Origin of the sequence: Lentzea jiangxiensis (genome assembly GCF_900104175.1) — a bacterium.
Classification (GTDB): Bacteria; Actinomycetota; Actinomycetes; order Mycobacteriales; family Pseudonocardiaceae; genus Lentzea; species Lentzea jiangxiensis.
Window position 1 is genome coordinate 67,115 of record NZ_FNIX01000020.1, and the last position, 16,906, is coordinate 84,020.

Here is a 16,906-nt window from a genome sequence, read left to right on the forward strand (position 1 = left end):
CTACTGGTCGTGTGACGCAGGACGACTTCCTCGGCGGGCTGAACTTCGACGGTTCGAGGCGCGACGTCGAGGTCGGCCCGAGTACGGGCATCGTGCGCTACTACCCCGTGCCGCCCGCTCCGCCGGCCCGCACGCCGTGGTGGCGCTTCGCGCTCGTGTTCATGATCGGACTGGCGATCGGCGTGGTTGCCGGAGTGGTCCTGTGCAGCAATCTTCTCTGAGTCCGCGCAGCTCGTAGTCCACAGGGGACGAAGTTGTCCACAGGTGTGGACGAACTTGTGCACATGTTGTGGATAGCTGTGGACAGCCTGGGGACTTCTCCACGACTGGCGGAAACGGTCTTGCTCCAGGAATGAACCCGGCCGCTCCCGGGAACGTCTCAGGTGTGTGAGGGCGATCACAAAGATCGTCAACCGGGACGCAAAGGGAGGTGTGCCGTGGGAATCGCAGGAGTCGCGATGCTGGTGCTGTCCCTGGCCGCCGTGCTGATGGTCGTGGTCGCGGGATCAGTTCGGGAGCGGGTTGTCGCGGATGCCGAGGAGGGTGCCGCTGAAGGCCTTGCCGGCCTCCGCGTAGCAGACGGCGTTGGTCCAACCCTCTGACCAGGCCTGCGAGCCGGGGTTCCGCCACGCGGGGAACACGTCGGTGCGCTTGGACGAACCCAGGTAGTCGTGCACGGCCTTGGTGCACTTCTCGTTCGCGATGGAGTTCATCTGCTCCTTGGACGGAGCGGGGTCGGACGACTTGCCGAGCGACACGACGCCACCGGGCACGGCCTCGGCCATGTGCGGCGTGTTGCAGGCGACGACCTTGACCTCCTGGTCCTTCGACGGTGAGCCCTGGGTGCAGGTCTGGAACGTGCTGAAGCCGTTGTTCTTCAGCACGTCCTTCACGGAACCCTTGCGCGCCAGCGGCTTCTCGTCGGGACTGATCTCCACGACGGTGCACAGCCGCCAGCGCTGTCCGTCCTTCCAGCCCTGCTCGTTCGGCCAGAACGCCCAGACCCGCAGGCGCGTCGAGTCGGAGTCCGCGCCGCCCAGGTAGTCGCTGAGCGCCTGGCGGCACGGCGGGAGCGCGGCCTTGCGCAGCGCCTGCGTGTCCGGGTAGGCCGAGGGGAGGCCGGACATCTCACCGATGGTCATGACCTCCGCCTCGTGCGAGTCGGTGCACTGCAGCACCTTGAGCTCGTAGGCGTTCATGCACTGCCCCGGCTTGGGCAGCGTGGGCGCGGCGGCGGAGGCGGTGGACGGCATCGGTCCGGGAACCGCCTGCCCTCCCACCTGGATCGCGCACGCGGACAGCGTCAACGTGCTCAGGACAATTGCCACCGCCAGCCGCACACGAGTCACACCACAGAGACTAGGGCCTTCACTTGGTCGGCGATGTCCCGACGCTGCTTTTCGAAGGCCGCGTCGGTCAGCGCGGCCGGGTCGGCGGGCTGTCCGAGCACCGGCGTGTGGAGATGTCCACCGAGGACGTTCGTTGCGCCGTAACCGATTCGCAGCCGGTTGGCCCGGTACATGCTCTCGTTGGAGAGGTAGTCACCACCGCCGCCGGAGGCCGCGACCCTGCCCGGCGTCGGCTCGTCCGTGCGGCACGACTGCTCCGAGCCGACGACGACCCACTCGCAGAACCCCCGATTCAGCGCCACGGTGAACGGACCGGTGCCCGCGTCGATCATCTTCTGGAACGGCAGCGAGGTCTCGATGAACTCGTCCGCCGGCTGCGGCCAGCCGGGCGCGTTCGGGACGCTGCCGTGGGAACCGATGTTGTTGTTGTCCGCGAAGCCACCGCGCCAGCGCGCCGCCCACCGCTCGATGTCGAACCGGCCGGGCCGGCCCTGGCTGATCGTCACGAACGCGTCGGGCTTCTGCGCCAGCGCGGTTCCGTAGAACTGCTCGACGACCCCCTCGTCGAAGCCGCCCCACAGCACCGGCAGCACCGCGGCCTGCAGCACGACCTTGCCGGTCGGCGTGGTGATCTCGCGGCCGTCGAGCTGCAACGCCGCCGCGCCCGCCGGGTTGGCGCGCCGCACGTTCGTGCCGGTGAGCTGGAACGGGTCGAAGCCGGTGACGGCGATCCTGCGCACGCCGGGCTGCGAGCCGAACGCGGCGTCGCTCAGGCCCCGCGAGGCCCAGTCGAACCTCTGGATGAGCTTCGCGCGCTCGTTGGGCGGCAAGGCGAACCGCGGCTGCCACTGGCGCAGCGCGGAGCTGAGCTGCAGCCGTGCCCAGTAGAGCGGGCGGTCGTCGTAAGCGTCGTGCGTCTGCGGTTGTGTGCTTTGCGCGCGGGCCACAGCGGCCTTCCACAGCGCGTTGCCTTCGCGTTCGACGAACTGCTGAGCCTGCCTCGCGACGACCTGGCGGCAGAGCCGGGAGGTGAAGTCGGTGACGCGGGTGTCGAACCCGGCGAGCCGCACGAGCGCGGGGCCGACAGCGGGACCGCCGGTGACGAGCGTGTCGTCGAGGCGCTGCTCCTCGACGGTCAGCGGGACGGTGGTGTCGTAGCAGTTCGCGTCCTGCGCGTGGGCGGGGGCAGGACTCAGGGTGAGGGCGAGTGCGGTCAGGCCGACCAGTCCGGCGATGGTTTTCACGTGTTCGATCCTCAACGCAAAGGGCCACCTGCCGTAACCGGCAGGTGGCCCATAGTGTTGACGACAGCGTCTCAGTGGGCGGCGACGGGCTTGACCCTCGGGTTGTCCTCGTCGACGTGGTAGTCCGACGGGTCCGTCTGGTCGGTTCCGTTGAACCACTTGGCCTTGTTGGCGATCAGCGTGACGACCACCGCGACGAGCAGGTTCACGAACAGCGCGACCATGCCGACGTAGATCTGCGTCGTGGAAGTGCCGAACGGGTGCCAGCCGAAGATCGAGATGTTGCCCAGCGGCAGCGCGGAGCCGGCGAAGTGCGACTTGCCGATGGCCGGGTTGCCGATGTTGTAGAGCAGCCACATGCCGTAGCCCATGCCGCCGACCCAGCCCGCGACCAGGCCGTACACGTGGAACCAGCGCGTGTAGAGCGCGATCGCGACCGCGGGCAGCGTCTGCAGGATCATGACGCCGCCGATGAGCTGGAGGTCGATCGAGAACTGCGGGTCGACGAACACGATGAACGCCACCGCGCCGAACTTCACGACCAGCGACGCGAGCTTGGCCTGCTTGGCCTCCTCGGCCGGGCTGGCGCTCTTCTTGATGTACTCCTTGTAGACGTTGCGCGTCCACAGGTTCGCCGCCGCGATCGACATGATCGCCGCCGGCACCAGCGCGCCGATGCCGATGGCCGCGAACGCGATGCCCGCGAACCACGACGGGAAGTTCGCGCCGAAGAGCTCGGGGACGATCGTGTTGGTGTCGGGACGGCCGGTCGCCTGGTTGACGATCGGCTTGGTGCCCGCGCTGATCGCGACGAGGCCGAGCAGTGCGAGCAGACCCAGCAGCAGCGAGTACGCGGGCAGCGCGACCATGTTGCGCTTGATGACGTTGCGCCCGCGGCTGGCGAGGATGCCGGTCAGCGAGTGCGGGTAGAGGAACAGCGCGAGCGCGGAACCGAGGGCCAGCGTCGCGTACTGCAGCTGGTTGGTGCCGGTCAGCAGCGTGCCGTCGGCCTTGCTGGGCGTCGCGTCGAACTTGGCCTGCGCGTCGCTGAAGATCTCGCCCCAGCCGCCGAACTTCGCGGGCAGGTAGATGATCGCGACGAGGATGACCAGGTAGATCAGGATGTCCTTGACGAACGCGATCAGCGCCGGTGCCCGCAGACCCGACTGGTAGGTGTAGAGCGCGAGGATCAGGAACGCGATGAACAGCGGCAGGTGGCCGAGGATGCCGGAGCCGTTGAGGCCCATGGACCGCAGCACGGCCTCGAGGCCGACGAGCTGCAGCGCGATGTACGGCATGGTCGCGACGATGCCGGTGACGGCGATGATCAGCGCCAGCCAGTGCGAGCCGTAGCGGCCCTTCACGAAGTCGGCGGGCGTGACGTAGCCGTGCACGCGGCTGACCGACCACATCCGCACCAGCGGCAGGAAGACGAGCGGGTAGAGGATCACCGTGTACGGCAGCGCGTAGAAGCCGAGCGCACCCGCACCGAACATCAACGCCGGCACCGCGACGAAGGTGTAGGCGGTGTAGAGGTCACCGCCGACCAGGAACCACGTGATCCAGCTGCCGAACTTCCGGCCACCGAGACCCCACTCGTCGAGGTGCTCGAGCGTGTCGCCCTTCTGCCACCGCGCAGCCAGGAAGCCCATCACGGTGACGAGCAGGAAGAGAGCGCTGAAAACGATCAGCTCGGTCCACTGCATCAGTTCGCTCCCTCGTCCAGGTCGTCCACGCCGAGCTTGTCGGGCTTGCCGGTGGCCACGGGCTCGTCCTTGGTCTTGACGTAGACGATCCCGACGCACAGGACGCCGAGCGGCACGAACAGGAACTGGTACCAGTAGAAGAACGGCAGCCCGAAGACGCTGGGCTCGCTCTTGTTGAACCACGGCGTGATGAGCATGAGCAACGGGAGTATCAGCAGCAGGTTCCAGTTGCTCCAGCGCAAGCCGGTTTTGTGGTCCGACGGCATGGTGGCCCTCCGTGTACGCGGTGTTGCGCGGATGTTAGGCGTGATGAAGGGTGCCGTCAGCCTCGTGATCGGAATCGTTGCCTACGACTTAACGTTTCCTTTGGACTGATGGGCCTCGAGGCGGGCGACGAGGTCCTGTTCGGCCGCGTCGAAGTACTCCGCGAGCTGGTCGACCGCCTGGGTCGTCCTGCCGTCGTCGAGCAGCTCGACGATCCTGCGGTTCCACGGCACGTAGGTCTGGTAGAAGTCGTTGATCTCCTGCGCCACCCGGAAGGCCAGCATGAGCTCGGCGAACAACCGGTCGGACTCGTCGCTCAGCCGGCTGCTGCCCGCGAGCCCGACGATGCCGCGGTGGAACTGGATGTTGGCCTGCCCGGCCCTGGTCCAGTCGTTCTGCTCGGCCCTGGCCACCGCCTGCCGCACCGGCGCGCGCACGGCCTCGCGCTGCGCCTCCGCGACGTCGTCCCACAGCCTCAGCGATCCGCACTCGATCACGCGCCGAGCGGCGTAGAGGTCCCTGACGTCGGTCCCGCTCGGCCTGCGGACGAAGACGCCGCGGCTGTGCTCGTGCACCAGCAACCGGTCGCGCGTGAGCAACCGGAACGCCTCCCGCAGCGTGTTGCGGCTGACCCCCAGCGCCCCGCCGATGGCCTCTTCGCTGAGCCGGAGACCGGGCGCGAGGTCACCGTCGAGCACCCGCTCCCGCAGCATGTCGGCGACCTTCTGCGCGGTGCTCGCCCGCTCCAGGTCGGCTTTGCCCTGAGCCAGCGTCGACACCCACGTCTCGGTCACCCGCCAAGTCTATTTGCAGGATCGTTTAATTGCCCTATCGTAGAATCGTTCAACAATCCAACGATCTGGAGAACGGGCGGAGGTGGAGTGCGGTCATGGACCTGAACGCGGACCTGGGAGAGGGCTTCGGACGGTGGACGCTGGGATCGGACGAGGCCCTGATGTCCGTGGTGACCAGCGCGAACATCGCCTGCGGCTACCACGCCGGCGACGCGGACACGATGCGCGAAGTGTGCGCGCTCGCCGCCTCCGCGGGCGTGGCCGTCGGGGCTCACGTCGGGTACCGCGACCTGGCCGGGTTCGGTCGGCGATTCATCGACGTGGCGCCCGAGACGCTGACCAACGAGGTGCTGGCTCAGCTCGGGGCCTTGTCGGTGTTCGCCCGGGCCGCCGGGACCCGGGTGTCGTACGTGAAGCCCCACGGGGCGTTGTACAACGCTCTGGTCCGGCACGAGGCCCAAGCCGATGCCGTCGTGGACGCCGTCCGGTTGTTCGACCCCGGGCTGGCAGTTCTCGGCCCGCCGGGAGCCGTGTGGCTGAAGCGCGCGTCCGTCGCCGGGTTGCGGGTGTGGCACGAGGCCTTCGCTGATCGGGCCTACACGTCCGCCGGCACCCTGGTGCCCCGTTCCGAGCCCGGTGCCGTGTTGCGGGATCCCGCCGAGATCGCTGCCCGGTGCGTGGTGCTGGCCACCGAGGGGTGGGTTCGCAGCGTTTCCGGGCGGCCGGTCCGGATCGCCGCCGACTCGATCTGCCTGCACGGCGACACGGGTGGGGCTGTCGAGATCGCCCGGGCCGTCCGGGCCGCCCTGGAGGGGGCCGGGGTCGACGTGGGGCGGGTCGAGGGTCCGCTTCGGCACGCCCGGCAGGCCGGGTGAGGGACCTTCGGGTCCCTGCGCGCCTACCGCACCAGCGCGGCCGCGCCCACCAGGCCCGCCTCGCCGCCGAGCTGCGCCGGGCGCACCTCCAGATCCGCCAGGTACGACAGACCGGCGTGCGCCTTCAGGGTGCGGCGCACCGGCTCGAAGAGCAGCTCCCCCGCCTGCGCCACGCCGCCGCCGATGACGGCGAGGTCCAGGTCGCACAGCGCGGCGGCACCCGCGATGGCCATTCCCACCGCGGCGCCTGCTCGGTCGAAGGCCGCCAGCGCGACCTCTTCTCCCGCGAGGGCCGCGGCCGCGAGGTGGGCGGCGTCGGCGCGTTCCGGTGCCTGCCACCCCGCTCGGCGGGCCCAGGCGACCATGCGCGGGCCGCCCGCGACTGTTTCGGCACAGCCTCGGCCGCCGCAGGTGCAGGGGGCGCCGTCGGCCTCCACCACGATGTGACCGATGTGCCCCGCGTTGCCCGTCCGGCCGCCGAAGGGGCGGCCGTTCAGGACCAGGCCGCCGCCCACGCCCGTGGAGACGACCAGGCCGACCATGAAGTCGCTGCCCCGGCCCGCGCCCCGGCGGTGTTCGCCGAGGGCCATGCAGACGCCGTCGCCGGCCAGTTCCACGGGAACGTCCGGGAAGAGCGACGCCACCGAGGAGCGCAGCGGGAAGTCCTGCCAGGCAGGGACGTTGATCGGGGACACGGTGCCGCGGACGGTGTCCACGGGGCCCGCCGAGCCGATGCCCACGCCGGTGACCCTCGTGTCCCCGACGACCTCGGAGATCAGGGCGACCACCGCGTCCCACGGGTCCTCGGGCGTGGGGACCCTGGAGGAGCGCACCACGGCGCCGGTCGGGTCCACCAGGGCCGCGGCGATCTTGGTGCCGCCGAAGTCCAGTGCCAGCACCAGATCAGTCACGGTCGTGGATGGTAACCAGCCACTTCCACGCGGACGGGGGCAGTGGTGCGGACCAGGTCGCCCGCGGTCACGCGGACGACGGCCGACCAGGTGCCCGGGGTGGCCCACGGAGGGGCGCAGACCGTGAAGCCGAGCGGCAGGCGGCCCCGGGCCGGGAGGAGGCCGCCGACGCAGAACGGGCCGACCAGGTCCCAGGTCGAGCGCGGTGAGAGCACTCGTGCCTGCACCGGCAGGTCGCCGTGGGCGCCGGAGGCCATGACCACGCGGAGCTGCGACGACTCGCCCGGCCGCACGGTGACCGACGACGGCGAGGAGGCGACCCAGAGCACTTCGACCGGGTCCTCGGCGTCCCACTCGGGAACGGTCAGCAGGGCCACGTCGTACACCTCGAACGGCAGGCCCTCCAGCGTCGCGCGGACCGGGTGGCAGCCGGGTGTGCGGGGTGGCCGGAGACCCACCTCGGCGGAGACGTAGCCGCCTGCCGGGAGCGTCACGGGCAGCGCCCCCCACGACGCCGACCAGCCGCCGGGCAGAGTCAGGCGGACGGTCGCGGTGAACGCCTCGGCGTTGGACACGACGACGACGCGCAGGCGGGTGGGGCCGAGGACCTCCAGGTGGACGTTGGCGGGCAGGCCGCCCAGCGGTGCCGGTTCGTGCAGCCAGTAGCGCGCGAAGATCGGCGTGACGGCCGGTTCGACGGGGCCGAGCGGCGGTCCGGCCGGTGACAGGCGGGACACCTCGGCGTCCAGGGTGCCGGTGGCGGGTGAACGGGAACCCAGCACCCCCACCAGCGGTGACGGGTTCAGGTGGGGCACGTCGTGCCACAGGGTGAAGGCCGTGGAGCCGACCATCCTCTCCCCGACCTCGCTGTGCCAGACGGTCACCGGGCCGATCAGGCGCGGCGCCTCGAGCGGTGGACCGTCCACGGCGATGAGGGACGCGATCGGGTCGTACGACAGGACGTGGTGAGCGGATGCGATCTCCGTGCCGTAGCCGCGCTTCCAGCCGTGGTCGATGTCGTCCTCGACCAACGAGTAGGTGCGCCATCCGTGCGCCGGCACATCGCGCGCCAGGAACGTCACCGTCACGCCGTCGATCAACGTCGGCAGAGCGGCGCCCTCGAACTCCACGTGCACGTTACGAGCTGATGGCAGGTGCACGGACACGATGTGGCTGCACGGCGAGGGCAACGGGTTCCACACCACGACCGACGAGTCCACAGCGGACGTCAGGGCGTCCAGGGAACGCGAGACGACGTCGGTCTGCAGGTCGAAGGCCTCCCGCGGGTGTGCCAGGGCGGCACGGGCGAGAGCGGCGGAGGGGAAGGCCGCCCCGGTCAGGCGCGCGGCGTGCGTGGCGAAGACGGCGGCAGGTGAGTCGTCCGCCGGAGCGCGAGGCACCGGAACGGATCCGCGCACGTAGTAGTCGCGCGGCAACGAGCAGACGACCCGTGGCCACGTGTAGCGCGCGTTCCAGTCGTGGTGGATCGCGGTCACCCACGGGTTCGGAGCGGCCTGAGGTGTCCCGACCGGCAGCATCACGTGCGGCGCGGCGGCGAAAGGCCGCAGCTCCAGGAACGACGAGTACACCGAACGCTCGGCCTCGCCCAGCGAAGCAGCCACGAGCGGCGATCCGGCAGGCAGTGACGACAGCAACGGCCGCACACCGACCACGTTGGACGCCGAGCCCACGACCTCGACGCGGCCCTCGGCGATCAGTCGCAGCAGCGACGAGCGGTGCTGCGGGAACGTGTCCCAGTACGGCTGCAGCAGCTCCACCGACGTCACCGTGAACCGGTAGGCGGGATCAGTCAGGGCCAGGTCCAGGTGGGCCCGCAGCGCGGCGAACGGCGCGTCCCCGGCGACGTGCCCGACGAGGTGCACCGTCCACCCCGGAGTGCCCACCACCAGCGAGAACGTGCACGACTCCTCGCCGGCCGCGGACCTCACGACGGCCCGGGCGGGCACCACGGCGCCGGGCGCGTGCTCGGAGACGTCGACACCGAGCTCGTAGCCGAACGGGCCCGGCGGCAGCGCGCCGCCGTGCCGCGGCGAGTGCAGGCCGGGGCCGGAGACGTGCGCGTGCACCGGCCCCGCCGGAGCGGGCGAGGTCAGCCGCACCACCTGCAGCGGCGCGGTCCGAGGCCCGACGAACAGCTCGGTCGACTCGGCGGCGGTCACCGGTCGATCGCACCACTGATCACCAACCGGCGGAATACCCCGATGGTGGAGTCCTACCGCTTCAACATCCGGGTGAGGCCGGCCGCCACGGTCGTCGCCAGGATCCAGCCCGTCACGATCAGGCCCGACGCGATCCACTGCGACGCGCCCGGCGTCTGCCAGCGGTTCTTGTTGCCGAAGTCGACGATCGGCACCACCAGGTCGATCGTGTAGAGCCACGCGTTCCACGGCAGGTGGTCGTCCTCGTTGATCTCCACCAGCGGCCCCTTGAACTCGAACCACAGGCTGCCCACCAGCCACGCCGCGATCAGCCACCCGAGTGCGCGCGCCGGGCGGTAGCCGTAGCCGACCATCGACCGCTGCAGGAAGCTCCACAGCAGCACCAGGGGCCCGAAGAACCGCATGCCCTCGGCGACCGCGCGGTACCGCAGGCGTTGCTTCTCGATGAGCACCGTGGAGGCGTGCTCCTCGTTGCCCGCGGCGGTCAGCATCTCGGCGAAGTGGTCGTACGGGCGCGGGTGGTAGCTGCGCCGCATCGCCTGCCGCAGCCAGCGCAGCCGCCGCTGCACCTGGGCGTCGTCGCGCAGGTCGATCGGGTAGGCGAGCGAGTCGTAGCGGAAGTCGTCGAGGTCGATGAACCCGGTGGCGTTCCAGAAGTTCTCGTTGTCGTCCAACGACGTGCAGCGCGCCTGCCGCAGCGTCACCAGGCCCTTGGGCGGCGACACGACGTTGAGCATCAGCTCCTGGGCCTGCATGCCCATGGCGTTCAACGCGTGGCTGTCGAGCTTGTAGCCGAGCACCGCGCCGTTGAAGTTCGCCATGCGGCCGATCACCGCACGACGGCAGCGCACGCCGCCGTGCGCCACGAACTCCTTGTCGCCGCGCGCGCAGATGAGGTCGCGGCCGATCGTGGCGCCGCCGATGTCGAGCGACGGCTTCTCGCGCGGCTGGTGCCGGTACTTGCCCGGCCTCGTCAGCCTGCTGCCGCGCAGGTCGAGGTTCGCGCCGACGGTGATGCCGCGCAGCTCCAAGCCACCGGACACGTCCGACTCGCGCACCACGAAGTTGCTGCCGATCTGGGAGCGGTTGGCCAGCACGGCATCGGCGGCCGGGTTGGCCACGGTGGCCCGTTCGACCGTGATGCTGCCGCGGACGTGCGTGTCGACCATGCGCAGCTGGCCCCTGATCTTCACGCCGCGCCCGACGACGTCACCGCCGATCTCCGCGCCGTCGACGTGCAACGCGCGGCCGGAACCGGTCGGGTCGGTGCCGACCGAGTTCGGCGACACGGCGTCCAGAACAGCTTCCGCCAGCGAGAACGTGCCGCCGATCTTCGCGTTCACGGCGCGGATGGTGCCCTGGCTCGTGAAGCCGCGGTCGAGCTCCAGGTCGCCCGAGACGTCCACGCGGTCGAGGAAGAGCGTCGCGGACGGGTCGGCGTGCGGGTCGCTGGTGGGCTTGAAGTTCGTGCCCCGCGAGAGGACCGCGCCGCTGAGCGAGAGCGTCGAGCTGATCCGCGCGTTGGCCAGGAACACCACGCCGTGCGAGGTGAACGCGCCCAGCAGGTTGCCGCCGACCTGCATGCCGTTGCCGTTCAACGTGAAACCGTCGGCGTTCTCCAGCACCGCGCTGCCGAGGTTGACGTTGCCGCCGATGCGCGCCCCCGCGAGCCGCACCTCGCCCTCGGTGGTGATGCCGAACCCGAGCAGCGCCCCGGCGACCGTCAGCCGGTCACCGTGCAGGCACAGCTCGCCCGGCACGCTGAACCTGCTGTCGCGCAACAACACCGAGCCCGCGATCTCGGCGTCGGTCAGGTCCGCCAGGCCGGTGACGGTGCAGCCGAGCAACGACACGTCGTTGCTGCTGTGCAGGTTTCGCGCCGCCAGCCCCGGCAGGTCGCACTCGCTGAACGAGATGCCGGCGAGGTTCGCCTGGCGCAGGTCCGGCGCCGCCTCGAACTGGCAGCGCTCGAACTCGAGCACGTACGGCACCTCGACCGCGCGCAGGTCCAGCACGTCGGTGACCACGCGGTCCACGACGCGGATGACGGGCGGGGTGCTCGGCTTGCGCCGGGGCAGCCGCCACCCGCCACCACCTGAGTTGTCGTTCTCCCCCAGCAGTCCCCGCAGCACCTCGGCCGCGGCGACTCTCCCCCTCGCCACGCGCGACCTAGACCGGGTCGCTCGGGCCGTGGTGCGTCGGGTCGAGCACGCGGGCCAGGAACTCCTGGGTGCGCGGTTCCTGCGGGTTGCCGATCACGTCGGCCGCCGGGCCCTCCTCGACGATGTAGCCGCCGTCCATGAAGATCACCTTGTCGGCGACCTCGCGGGCGAACTGCATCTCGTGCGTGACGACCAGCATCGTCATGCCCTCGTCGGCGAGCTGGCGCATCACGCCGAGGACGTCACCGACGAGCTCGGGGTCGAGCGCCGAGGTCGGCTCGTCGAACAGCATCACCTCGGGGTCCATCGACAGCGCGCGGGCGATCGCCACGCGCTGCTGCTGGCCGCCGGAGAGCTGCGCGGGCATCGAGTGCGCCTTCTCGCTCAGCCCGACGCGCTCGAGGTTGTGCAGCGCGATCTTGCTCGACTCCTCCTCGGAGCGCTTGAGGACCTTGCGCTGCGCCACCGTGAGGTTCGCCAGCACGTTGAGGTGCGAGAACAGGTTGAAGCCCTGGAAGACCATGCCGATCTTGGTCCGGGCGGAGTCGATGTCGACGTCCGGGTCGGTCAGCTCGGTGCCGTTGACGACGATCTTGCCGCCGTTCGGCTCCTCCAGGACGTTCACGCAGCGCAGCAGCGTCGACTTGCCGGAACCGGACGGGCCGATGATGCAGACCACGTCGCCGCGGTTGACCTTCAGGTCGATGTTCTTGAGGACTTCCAGCGGGCCGAACGACTTCTTCAGCCCGGTGATCTCGACGGCGACGTCGCTCATGCCGACACCTTCTTCCTGCCGCCGGTGGTGCCACGGCGCTCCAGGTACCGCGACAGGTAGCCGAGCGGCAGCGTGATGATCAGGTAGCACAGACCCGCGATGAGGATCGGCGTGAGGGACGGGCTGCGGCTCAGCGTCTCCCGGCCGAACTTGGTGAGCTCGTACTGCTCGCGGAACAGGCCGAGGATGTAGATGAGCGAGGAGTCCTTGGTCAGCAGGATCAGCTCGTTCGTCAGCGGCGGCAGGATGATCCGGAACGCCTGCGGGATCACGATCGTGATCATGGCGCGGCTGCTCGACATGCCGAGCGAACGGGCCGCCTCGACCTGCCCCTTCGGCACGGCCTGGATGCCGGCGCGGATCGTTTCGGCCATGTAGGCGGCGCCGACGCCACCGAGCGCCAGCATGACCGTCGTCAGCGGCGGGAACTGCATCTGGAACGCGATCGGCACGCCGTAGTAGATGCCGATGAACACCAGAAGTGCCGGCACACCGCGGAAGAACTCGATGTAGACCGTCGCGATCCAGCGGTACGGCGCGACCGACGACAGCTTCATCAGCGCGAGCACGAGGCCCAGCGCGAGACCGAAGGCGAAGCCGAGCGCGGTGTAGATGATGGTGTTCTTCAGCGCCACGGTGATGACGCTGGGGAACATCGAGGCGGCGATCTCGGTGTTGAAGAACGCGCCCTTGATCTGCCCCCAGTCGGCCAGGAAGGCGACCAGCAGGGTGATGACGACCAGCAGTCCGTACTGCGCGTAGCGGATGTATCCCGCGCGCTTGCGCTTGGACATGGCCATTGCGGCTCCTAGCGAAAAGGGTTCGGACAAGCGGCGGGGCCGGCGCGACGTGCTTGCACCGGCCCCGGAGAAGCGACTACTTCGACGTCGGCTTCTTGCCGAACCACTTCTCGTAGATCTTGTCGTACTCGCCGTTCTCCTTGGCCTTCTTCAGGACCTCGTTCACCTTGGTCTGCAGGGCGGTGTTGCCCTTCTTGAGGCCGATGCCGTACTTCTCGCCGGTCTCGAACTCGGTGGTGACCTCGGTGTCCGGGAACTCCTTGGCGTAGTCGTAGAGAACGCCGTTGTCGTTGATCACCGCGTCGACGGCGCCGGTGCGGACGGCCGTCTCGGACAGCGGCAGGTCCTCGAACTGCACGACGGTGTAGCCGTTGGCGGCAGCGTTGTCGTTGCCGTACTTCTCACCGGTGGTGTCCTGCTGGACGCCGAGCTTCTTGCCCTTGAGGTCGGCCAGGGACTTGATGTTCGCCCCCTTCTTGACCAGCAGCGCCTGCGAGGCGTCGAAGTACGGGTCGGAGAAGTCGATCGCCTGCTTGCGCTCGTCGGTGATCGTCATGCCGGCGGCGGCCAGGTCGCACTGGTTCGCGCTGAACGACGTGCCCGAGGTGATCGTCTCGAACGGGGTGTCGAAGATCTGCTGCGTGACCCCGAGGTCCTTCGCGACGAGGTCGACGAGGTCGACGTCGAAGCCGACCGTCTTGTCGCCCTCGCTGTACTGGAAGGGCTTGTAGGAGAGGTGGGTGCAGGTGACGAGCTTGCCGCTCTGCACGAGCGTGACACCCGAGTTGCCCGCGGGCTGGTTCACGGGAGTCGCGCAGCCCGAAGCTGCCATCACGGCCAGTCCCAAGGCCGGGATCATGGCCATCAACTGCCTGGTACGACTAGCCACTGCGTCACTCCTCGTAACTGTCGCGGACGAGTGAACGGGATCCTGCCACTCGGGTGACGTGGTGGACAGCACGTGCGTGTTACAGGACACTGCCTTGCAATGATTTTGCGTCAAATCGCCCAGTGATGCGCAAAATATTGTGCGATTTGGCCTAGGTCACACAACGTTTGCACGTATTGCACACGAATGATAACCATCCGTGAGCGTGTCCTTGATCAGGATTTGATCACGACAGCCCTGCTCAGCGCGTGCGTTCGGTCAGCAGACCGGCCACGAGTGCCGTCCAGCCGGTCTGGTGCGTCGCACCCAGCCCTTCCCCGGTGTCCCCGTCGAAGTACTCGCTGAACGTGACGTGCTTGCGCCAAAGAGGTGACTCGGAGGCCTCGACGCGCTTGCCGTCGGACGGCCTGCGCCCGTCGTGGTCGGGCAGGAAGAGCCCGACGAGCCGGTCGCTCAGCTCGTCCGCCACCTGGCCCGCGGTGACCCAGCGGCCGGAGTGCGTCGGCATCTCGACCTGGAACGCGCCGTCGTGGAACGCGCAGACCGTGCGCAGCGCCTCGACGAGCAGCGCGTTCGTGGGCAGCCAGACCGGGCCGCGCCAGTTCGAGTTGCCGCCGAACATCGGCGTGTGCGACTCGCCGGGTTCGTAGCCCATGCGGTGGTCCTGACCCGCGACCTTGACCTCCAGGCCCTCGCGGTGGGCCGCGCTGAGGCTGCGGATGCCGTGCGGCGAGAGGAACTCCTGCTCGTCCAGCATGCGGTGCAGCACGCGCTTGAGCTTCTGCTCGTCGAGCAACGACACGAAGGCGCCGCGCTCGTAGTGGAACGTGATGAACTGCCGCAGCTCGGGCCGGCGCTTGAGCAGGTGCTCCAGCCGGCTGGTGAACCCGTGCAGCTCCTCGAGCACCCACGGCTGCAGGACGGCCGACGCCAGCAGCGGGATCAGCCCGACCATCGACCGCACGCGCACCGGCTCGGACTCGACGCTGCCGTCGGGCCGGCGCCGCGAGACCCGGTCGTAGCAGAAGCCGTCCTCGTCGTGCCAGATGCCGTTGCCCGACGAGCCGAAGTGCGTGAAGGCCTCCGCGATCGACAGGAAGTGCTCGACGAACTTCGTGGCGACGTCCTCGTAGGACTCGTCGTCGCGCGCCAGCTCCAGCGCGATCTGCATCAGGTGCAGGCTGTACGCGGCCATCCACGACGTGGCGTCGGACTGCTCCAGCCGCCACGCGCCCAGCATCGGCTCCGACCGGTTGACCGGCCCGATGTTGTCCATGCCGAGGAACCCGCCCTCGAACAGGTAGCTGCCGTCGGCGTCCTTGCGGTTGACCCACCACGAGAAGTTGAGCAGCAGCTTGTGGAAGATCTTGGCGAGGAACCGCCGGTCCCTGCTGCCGTCCGCGCGGTAGACCTGCAACGCGGCCCACGCGTGCACCGGCGGGTTGACGTCGCCGAACTCCCACTCGTAGGCCGGGATCTGGCCGTTGGGGTGCATCATCCACTCGCGGCAGAACAGCAGCAGCTGCTCCTTCGCGAACGCCGGGTCGACCAGCGTGAACGGGATCGTGTGGAACGCCAGGTCCCACGCCGCGAACCAGGGGTACTCCCACTCGTCCGGCATCGAGATGACGTCGGCGACGTCGAGGTGCCGCCAGTGCACGTTGCGCGCCTCGGGCGTCCTCCTGCCCGAGGGCGCCTCGGGCTTGGTCGGGTCGCCGTCGAGCCAGTCACGGGTTCGGAACCGGTAGTGCTGCTTGGTCCACATGAGCCCCGCGAGCGCACGCCGCAGCACGTGCTTCTCCTCGGTGCTGCTCTGCGGTGCGATGGCGTCGTGGAACTCGTCGGCCTCGAGCTTCCGCGCGCTCATCGTGTCCCGGAAGCTCGGCCCGAACGGGTCGACGTGCCCGTCGCCGCCGGTCAGCCGCAGGCGGATCGTGACGGTCTCGCCCGGCTCCACCGGGTCGAACGAGTACCAGGCGGCGAACTTCGTGCCCGCCACCCCGGCGTCGTCCGGCCCGGCGACCTGGCACGACGAGGTGCTGCCGCGCACCACGTAGTCGCAGATGCCGTCCTTGACCCACGGCGAGGGGTTGCGCTCGGCCCCGAACAGGGCGACCTCGTTGCTCTCGTTGTCCGTCATGAGCATCGACGGCGAGTCGTCGAGGTGCAGCGTGTACCGGCCGAGGTTGCCGTGGTCGGCCGTGACCTTCCGCCCGGTCGTGGTGCTCGCGACGAGCTGGCACGGGCGCTGGTCGCGTCCCCAGGCCCACGTGTTGCGGAACCACAGCTGGGGCAGCAGGTGCAGCGGCGCGTCCTGGGGCCCGTGGTTGGTCGCGCTGATCTCGATGCAGATGTCGTCCGTGTCGGCCTTCGCGTAGGTGACCTGGACGTCGAAGAACCGGTTCTCGTCGAGCACCCCGGTGTCGCTGAGCTCGGGCTCGCGGTTCTCCCGCCCGGCGCTGCGCGCCATCTCCCGCAGCCGCGCGTACGGGAACTCCCGCTGCGGGTAGCGGTAGACCACCTGCATCCAGGAGTGGGTGGGCGTCCCGTCGGTCACCCACCAGTGCTCCTTGACGTCCTCGCCGTGGTTGCCCTCTTCGTTGGCGAGGCCGAAGTACCGCTCCTTGAGGAACGGGTCCCTGCCGTTCCACAGGGCGACGGCGAAGTTCAGGAACCCGTGCACGTCGCAGAGGCCGGCGATGCCGTCCTCACCCCACCGGTAGGCGCGTGAACGGGCGTGGTCGAACGGGAACGAGGCCCACGCGTCACCCTGGGGTGAGTAGTCCTCGCGGACCGTGCCCCACTGGCGACCCGACAGGTACGGCCCCCACAGCCGCCACGGCGAAGTCGGTGTGTCCGACTCCGCGAGACGCGCCCGTTCCGCATGCTCACCCATCACCCCAGTGTGCGACACGGGTTCAAACAGGCGGTCGGGGCTGCGTCTCGGCTGAGTCCTA

At 69.4% G+C, this 16,906-nt stretch carries 14 protein-coding genes; 2 read left to right on the forward strand and 12 right to left on the reverse strand.

Annotated features, from left to right (window positions below; translation table 11 throughout):
• Positions 1–11: 11 nt before the first annotated feature.
• On the forward strand, positions 12–221 hold the full coding sequence (locus BLQ91_RS33485) for a hypothetical protein (RefSeq protein WP_090103470.1): 210 nt from the start codon (positions 12–14) through the stop codon (positions 219–221).
• A gap of 285 nt (positions 222–506) precedes the next feature.
• Here BLQ91_RS33485 and BLQ91_RS33490 read toward each other — a convergent pair whose 3' ends face one another.
• The 5 genes from BLQ91_RS33490 to BLQ91_RS33510 form a co-directional block, all read right to left on the reverse strand.
• Complete coding sequence (locus BLQ91_RS33490; protein WP_143022939.1) at positions 507–1,349, reverse strand: septum formation family protein; 843 nt, start codon at positions 1,347–1,349, stop codon at positions 507–509.
• Positions 1,346–2,593, reverse strand: coding sequence for a pyroglutamyl-peptidase I (locus BLQ91_RS33495; protein ID WP_245734032.1), 1,248 nt, complete (start codon positions 2,591–2,593; stop codon positions 1,346–1,348). Before BLQ91_RS33495 ends, BLQ91_RS33490 begins: the two co-directional genes overlap by 4 nt.
• A 71-nt stretch (positions 2,594–2,664) precedes the next feature.
• Entirely contained in the window at positions 2,665–4,299 is a 1,635-nt protein-coding gene (gene mctP, locus BLQ91_RS33500; protein ID WP_090103476.1) for a monocarboxylate uptake permease MctP, read from the reverse strand.
• Positions 4,299–4,565: a DUF3311 domain-containing protein gene (locus BLQ91_RS33505; protein ID WP_090103478.1), complete on the reverse strand. Its 267-nt coding sequence runs from the start codon at positions 4,563–4,565 to the stop codon at positions 4,299–4,301. The genes mctP and BLQ91_RS33505 overlap by 1 nt, the downstream gene beginning before the upstream one ends.
• Before the next feature lie 81 nt (positions 4,566–4,646).
• Positions 4,647–5,357, reverse strand: a complete 711-nt coding sequence (locus BLQ91_RS33510) for a GntR family transcriptional regulator (RefSeq protein WP_245734034.1) — start codon at positions 5,355–5,357, stop codon at positions 4,647–4,649.
• Positions 5,358–5,452: 95 nt separating this feature from the next.
• On the opposite strand from BLQ91_RS33510, the gene BLQ91_RS33515 reads away from it, so the two are divergent.
• Positions 5,453–6,232: a LamB/YcsF family protein gene (locus BLQ91_RS33515; RefSeq protein WP_090103480.1), complete on the forward strand. Its 780-nt coding sequence runs from the start codon at positions 5,453–5,455 to the stop codon at positions 6,230–6,232.
• Between the two features lie 23 nt (positions 6,233–6,255).
• Here the strand turns inward: BLQ91_RS33515 and BLQ91_RS40665 are convergent, their stop codons facing one another.
• From BLQ91_RS40665 to BLQ91_RS33545, 7 genes are all read right to left on the reverse strand, one after another.
• The gene (locus BLQ91_RS40665; RefSeq protein ID WP_143022940.1) at positions 6,256–7,143 is read right to left on the reverse strand and encodes an ROK family protein; all 888 of its coding nucleotides are present in this window, start codon (positions 7,141–7,143) and stop codon (positions 6,256–6,258) included.
• Positions 7,140–9,323: a hypothetical protein gene (locus BLQ91_RS40670; protein WP_143022941.1), complete on the reverse strand. Its 2,184-nt coding sequence runs from the start codon at positions 9,321–9,323 to the stop codon at positions 7,140–7,142. The genes BLQ91_RS40665 and BLQ91_RS40670 overlap by 4 nt, the downstream gene beginning before the upstream one ends.
• Positions 9,324–9,376: 53 nt before the next feature.
• Positions 9,377–11,485, reverse strand: coding sequence for a hypothetical protein (locus BLQ91_RS33525; protein WP_090103482.1), 2,109 nt, complete (start codon positions 11,483–11,485; stop codon positions 9,377–9,379).
• Between the two features lie 7 nt (positions 11,486–11,492).
• A complete protein-coding gene (locus BLQ91_RS33530) occupies positions 11,493–12,260 on the reverse strand; it encodes an amino acid ABC transporter ATP-binding protein (protein WP_090103484.1) in 768 nt (255 codons plus the stop codon).
• Positions 12,257–13,060 carry an amino acid ABC transporter permease gene (locus BLQ91_RS33535; RefSeq protein WP_090103486.1) on the reverse strand — a complete coding sequence of 268 codons (804 nt, stop codon included), beginning with the start codon at positions 13,058–13,060 and terminating at the stop codon, positions 12,257–12,259. Before BLQ91_RS33535 ends, BLQ91_RS33530 begins: the two co-directional genes overlap by 4 nt.
• A gap of 76 nt (positions 13,061–13,136) precedes the next feature.
• Complete coding sequence (locus BLQ91_RS33540) at positions 13,137–13,949, reverse strand: basic amino acid ABC transporter substrate-binding protein (protein ID WP_090103489.1); 813 nt, start codon at positions 13,947–13,949, stop codon at positions 13,137–13,139.
• Positions 13,950–14,190: 241 nt separating this feature from the next.
• Entirely contained in the window at positions 14,191–16,845 is a 2,655-nt protein-coding gene (locus tag BLQ91_RS33545; protein ID WP_090103491.1) for an MGH1-like glycoside hydrolase domain-containing protein, read from the reverse strand.
• Between the last annotated feature and the right edge of the window lie 61 nt (positions 16,846–16,906).

What these genes read in the sequence shown, in the direction of transcription:
- mctP (WP_090103476.1), bottom strand. Translation starts at nt 4,299, where the DNA reads ATGCAGTGGACCGAGCTGATCGTTTTCAGCGCTCTCTTCCTGCTCGTC.
- BLQ91_RS33505 (WP_090103478.1), bottom strand. Translation starts at nt 4,565, where the DNA reads ATGCCGTCGGACCACAAAACCGGCTTGCGCTGGAGCAACTGGAACCTG.
- BLQ91_RS33515 (WP_090103480.1), top strand. Translation starts at nt 5,453, where the DNA reads ATGGACCTGAACGCGGACCTGGGAGAGGGCTTCGGACGGTGGACGCTG.
- BLQ91_RS33530 (WP_090103484.1), bottom strand. Translation starts at nt 12,260, where the DNA reads ATGAGCGACGTCGCCGTCGAGATCACCGGGCTGAAGAAGTCGTTCGGC.
- BLQ91_RS33535 (WP_090103486.1), bottom strand. Translation starts at nt 13,060, where the DNA reads ATGGCCATGTCCAAGCGCAAGCGCGCGGGATACATCCGCTACGCGCAG.
- BLQ91_RS33545 (WP_090103491.1), bottom strand. Translation starts at nt 16,845, where the DNA reads ATGGGTGAGCATGCGGAACGGGCGCGTCTCGCGGAGTCGGACACACCG.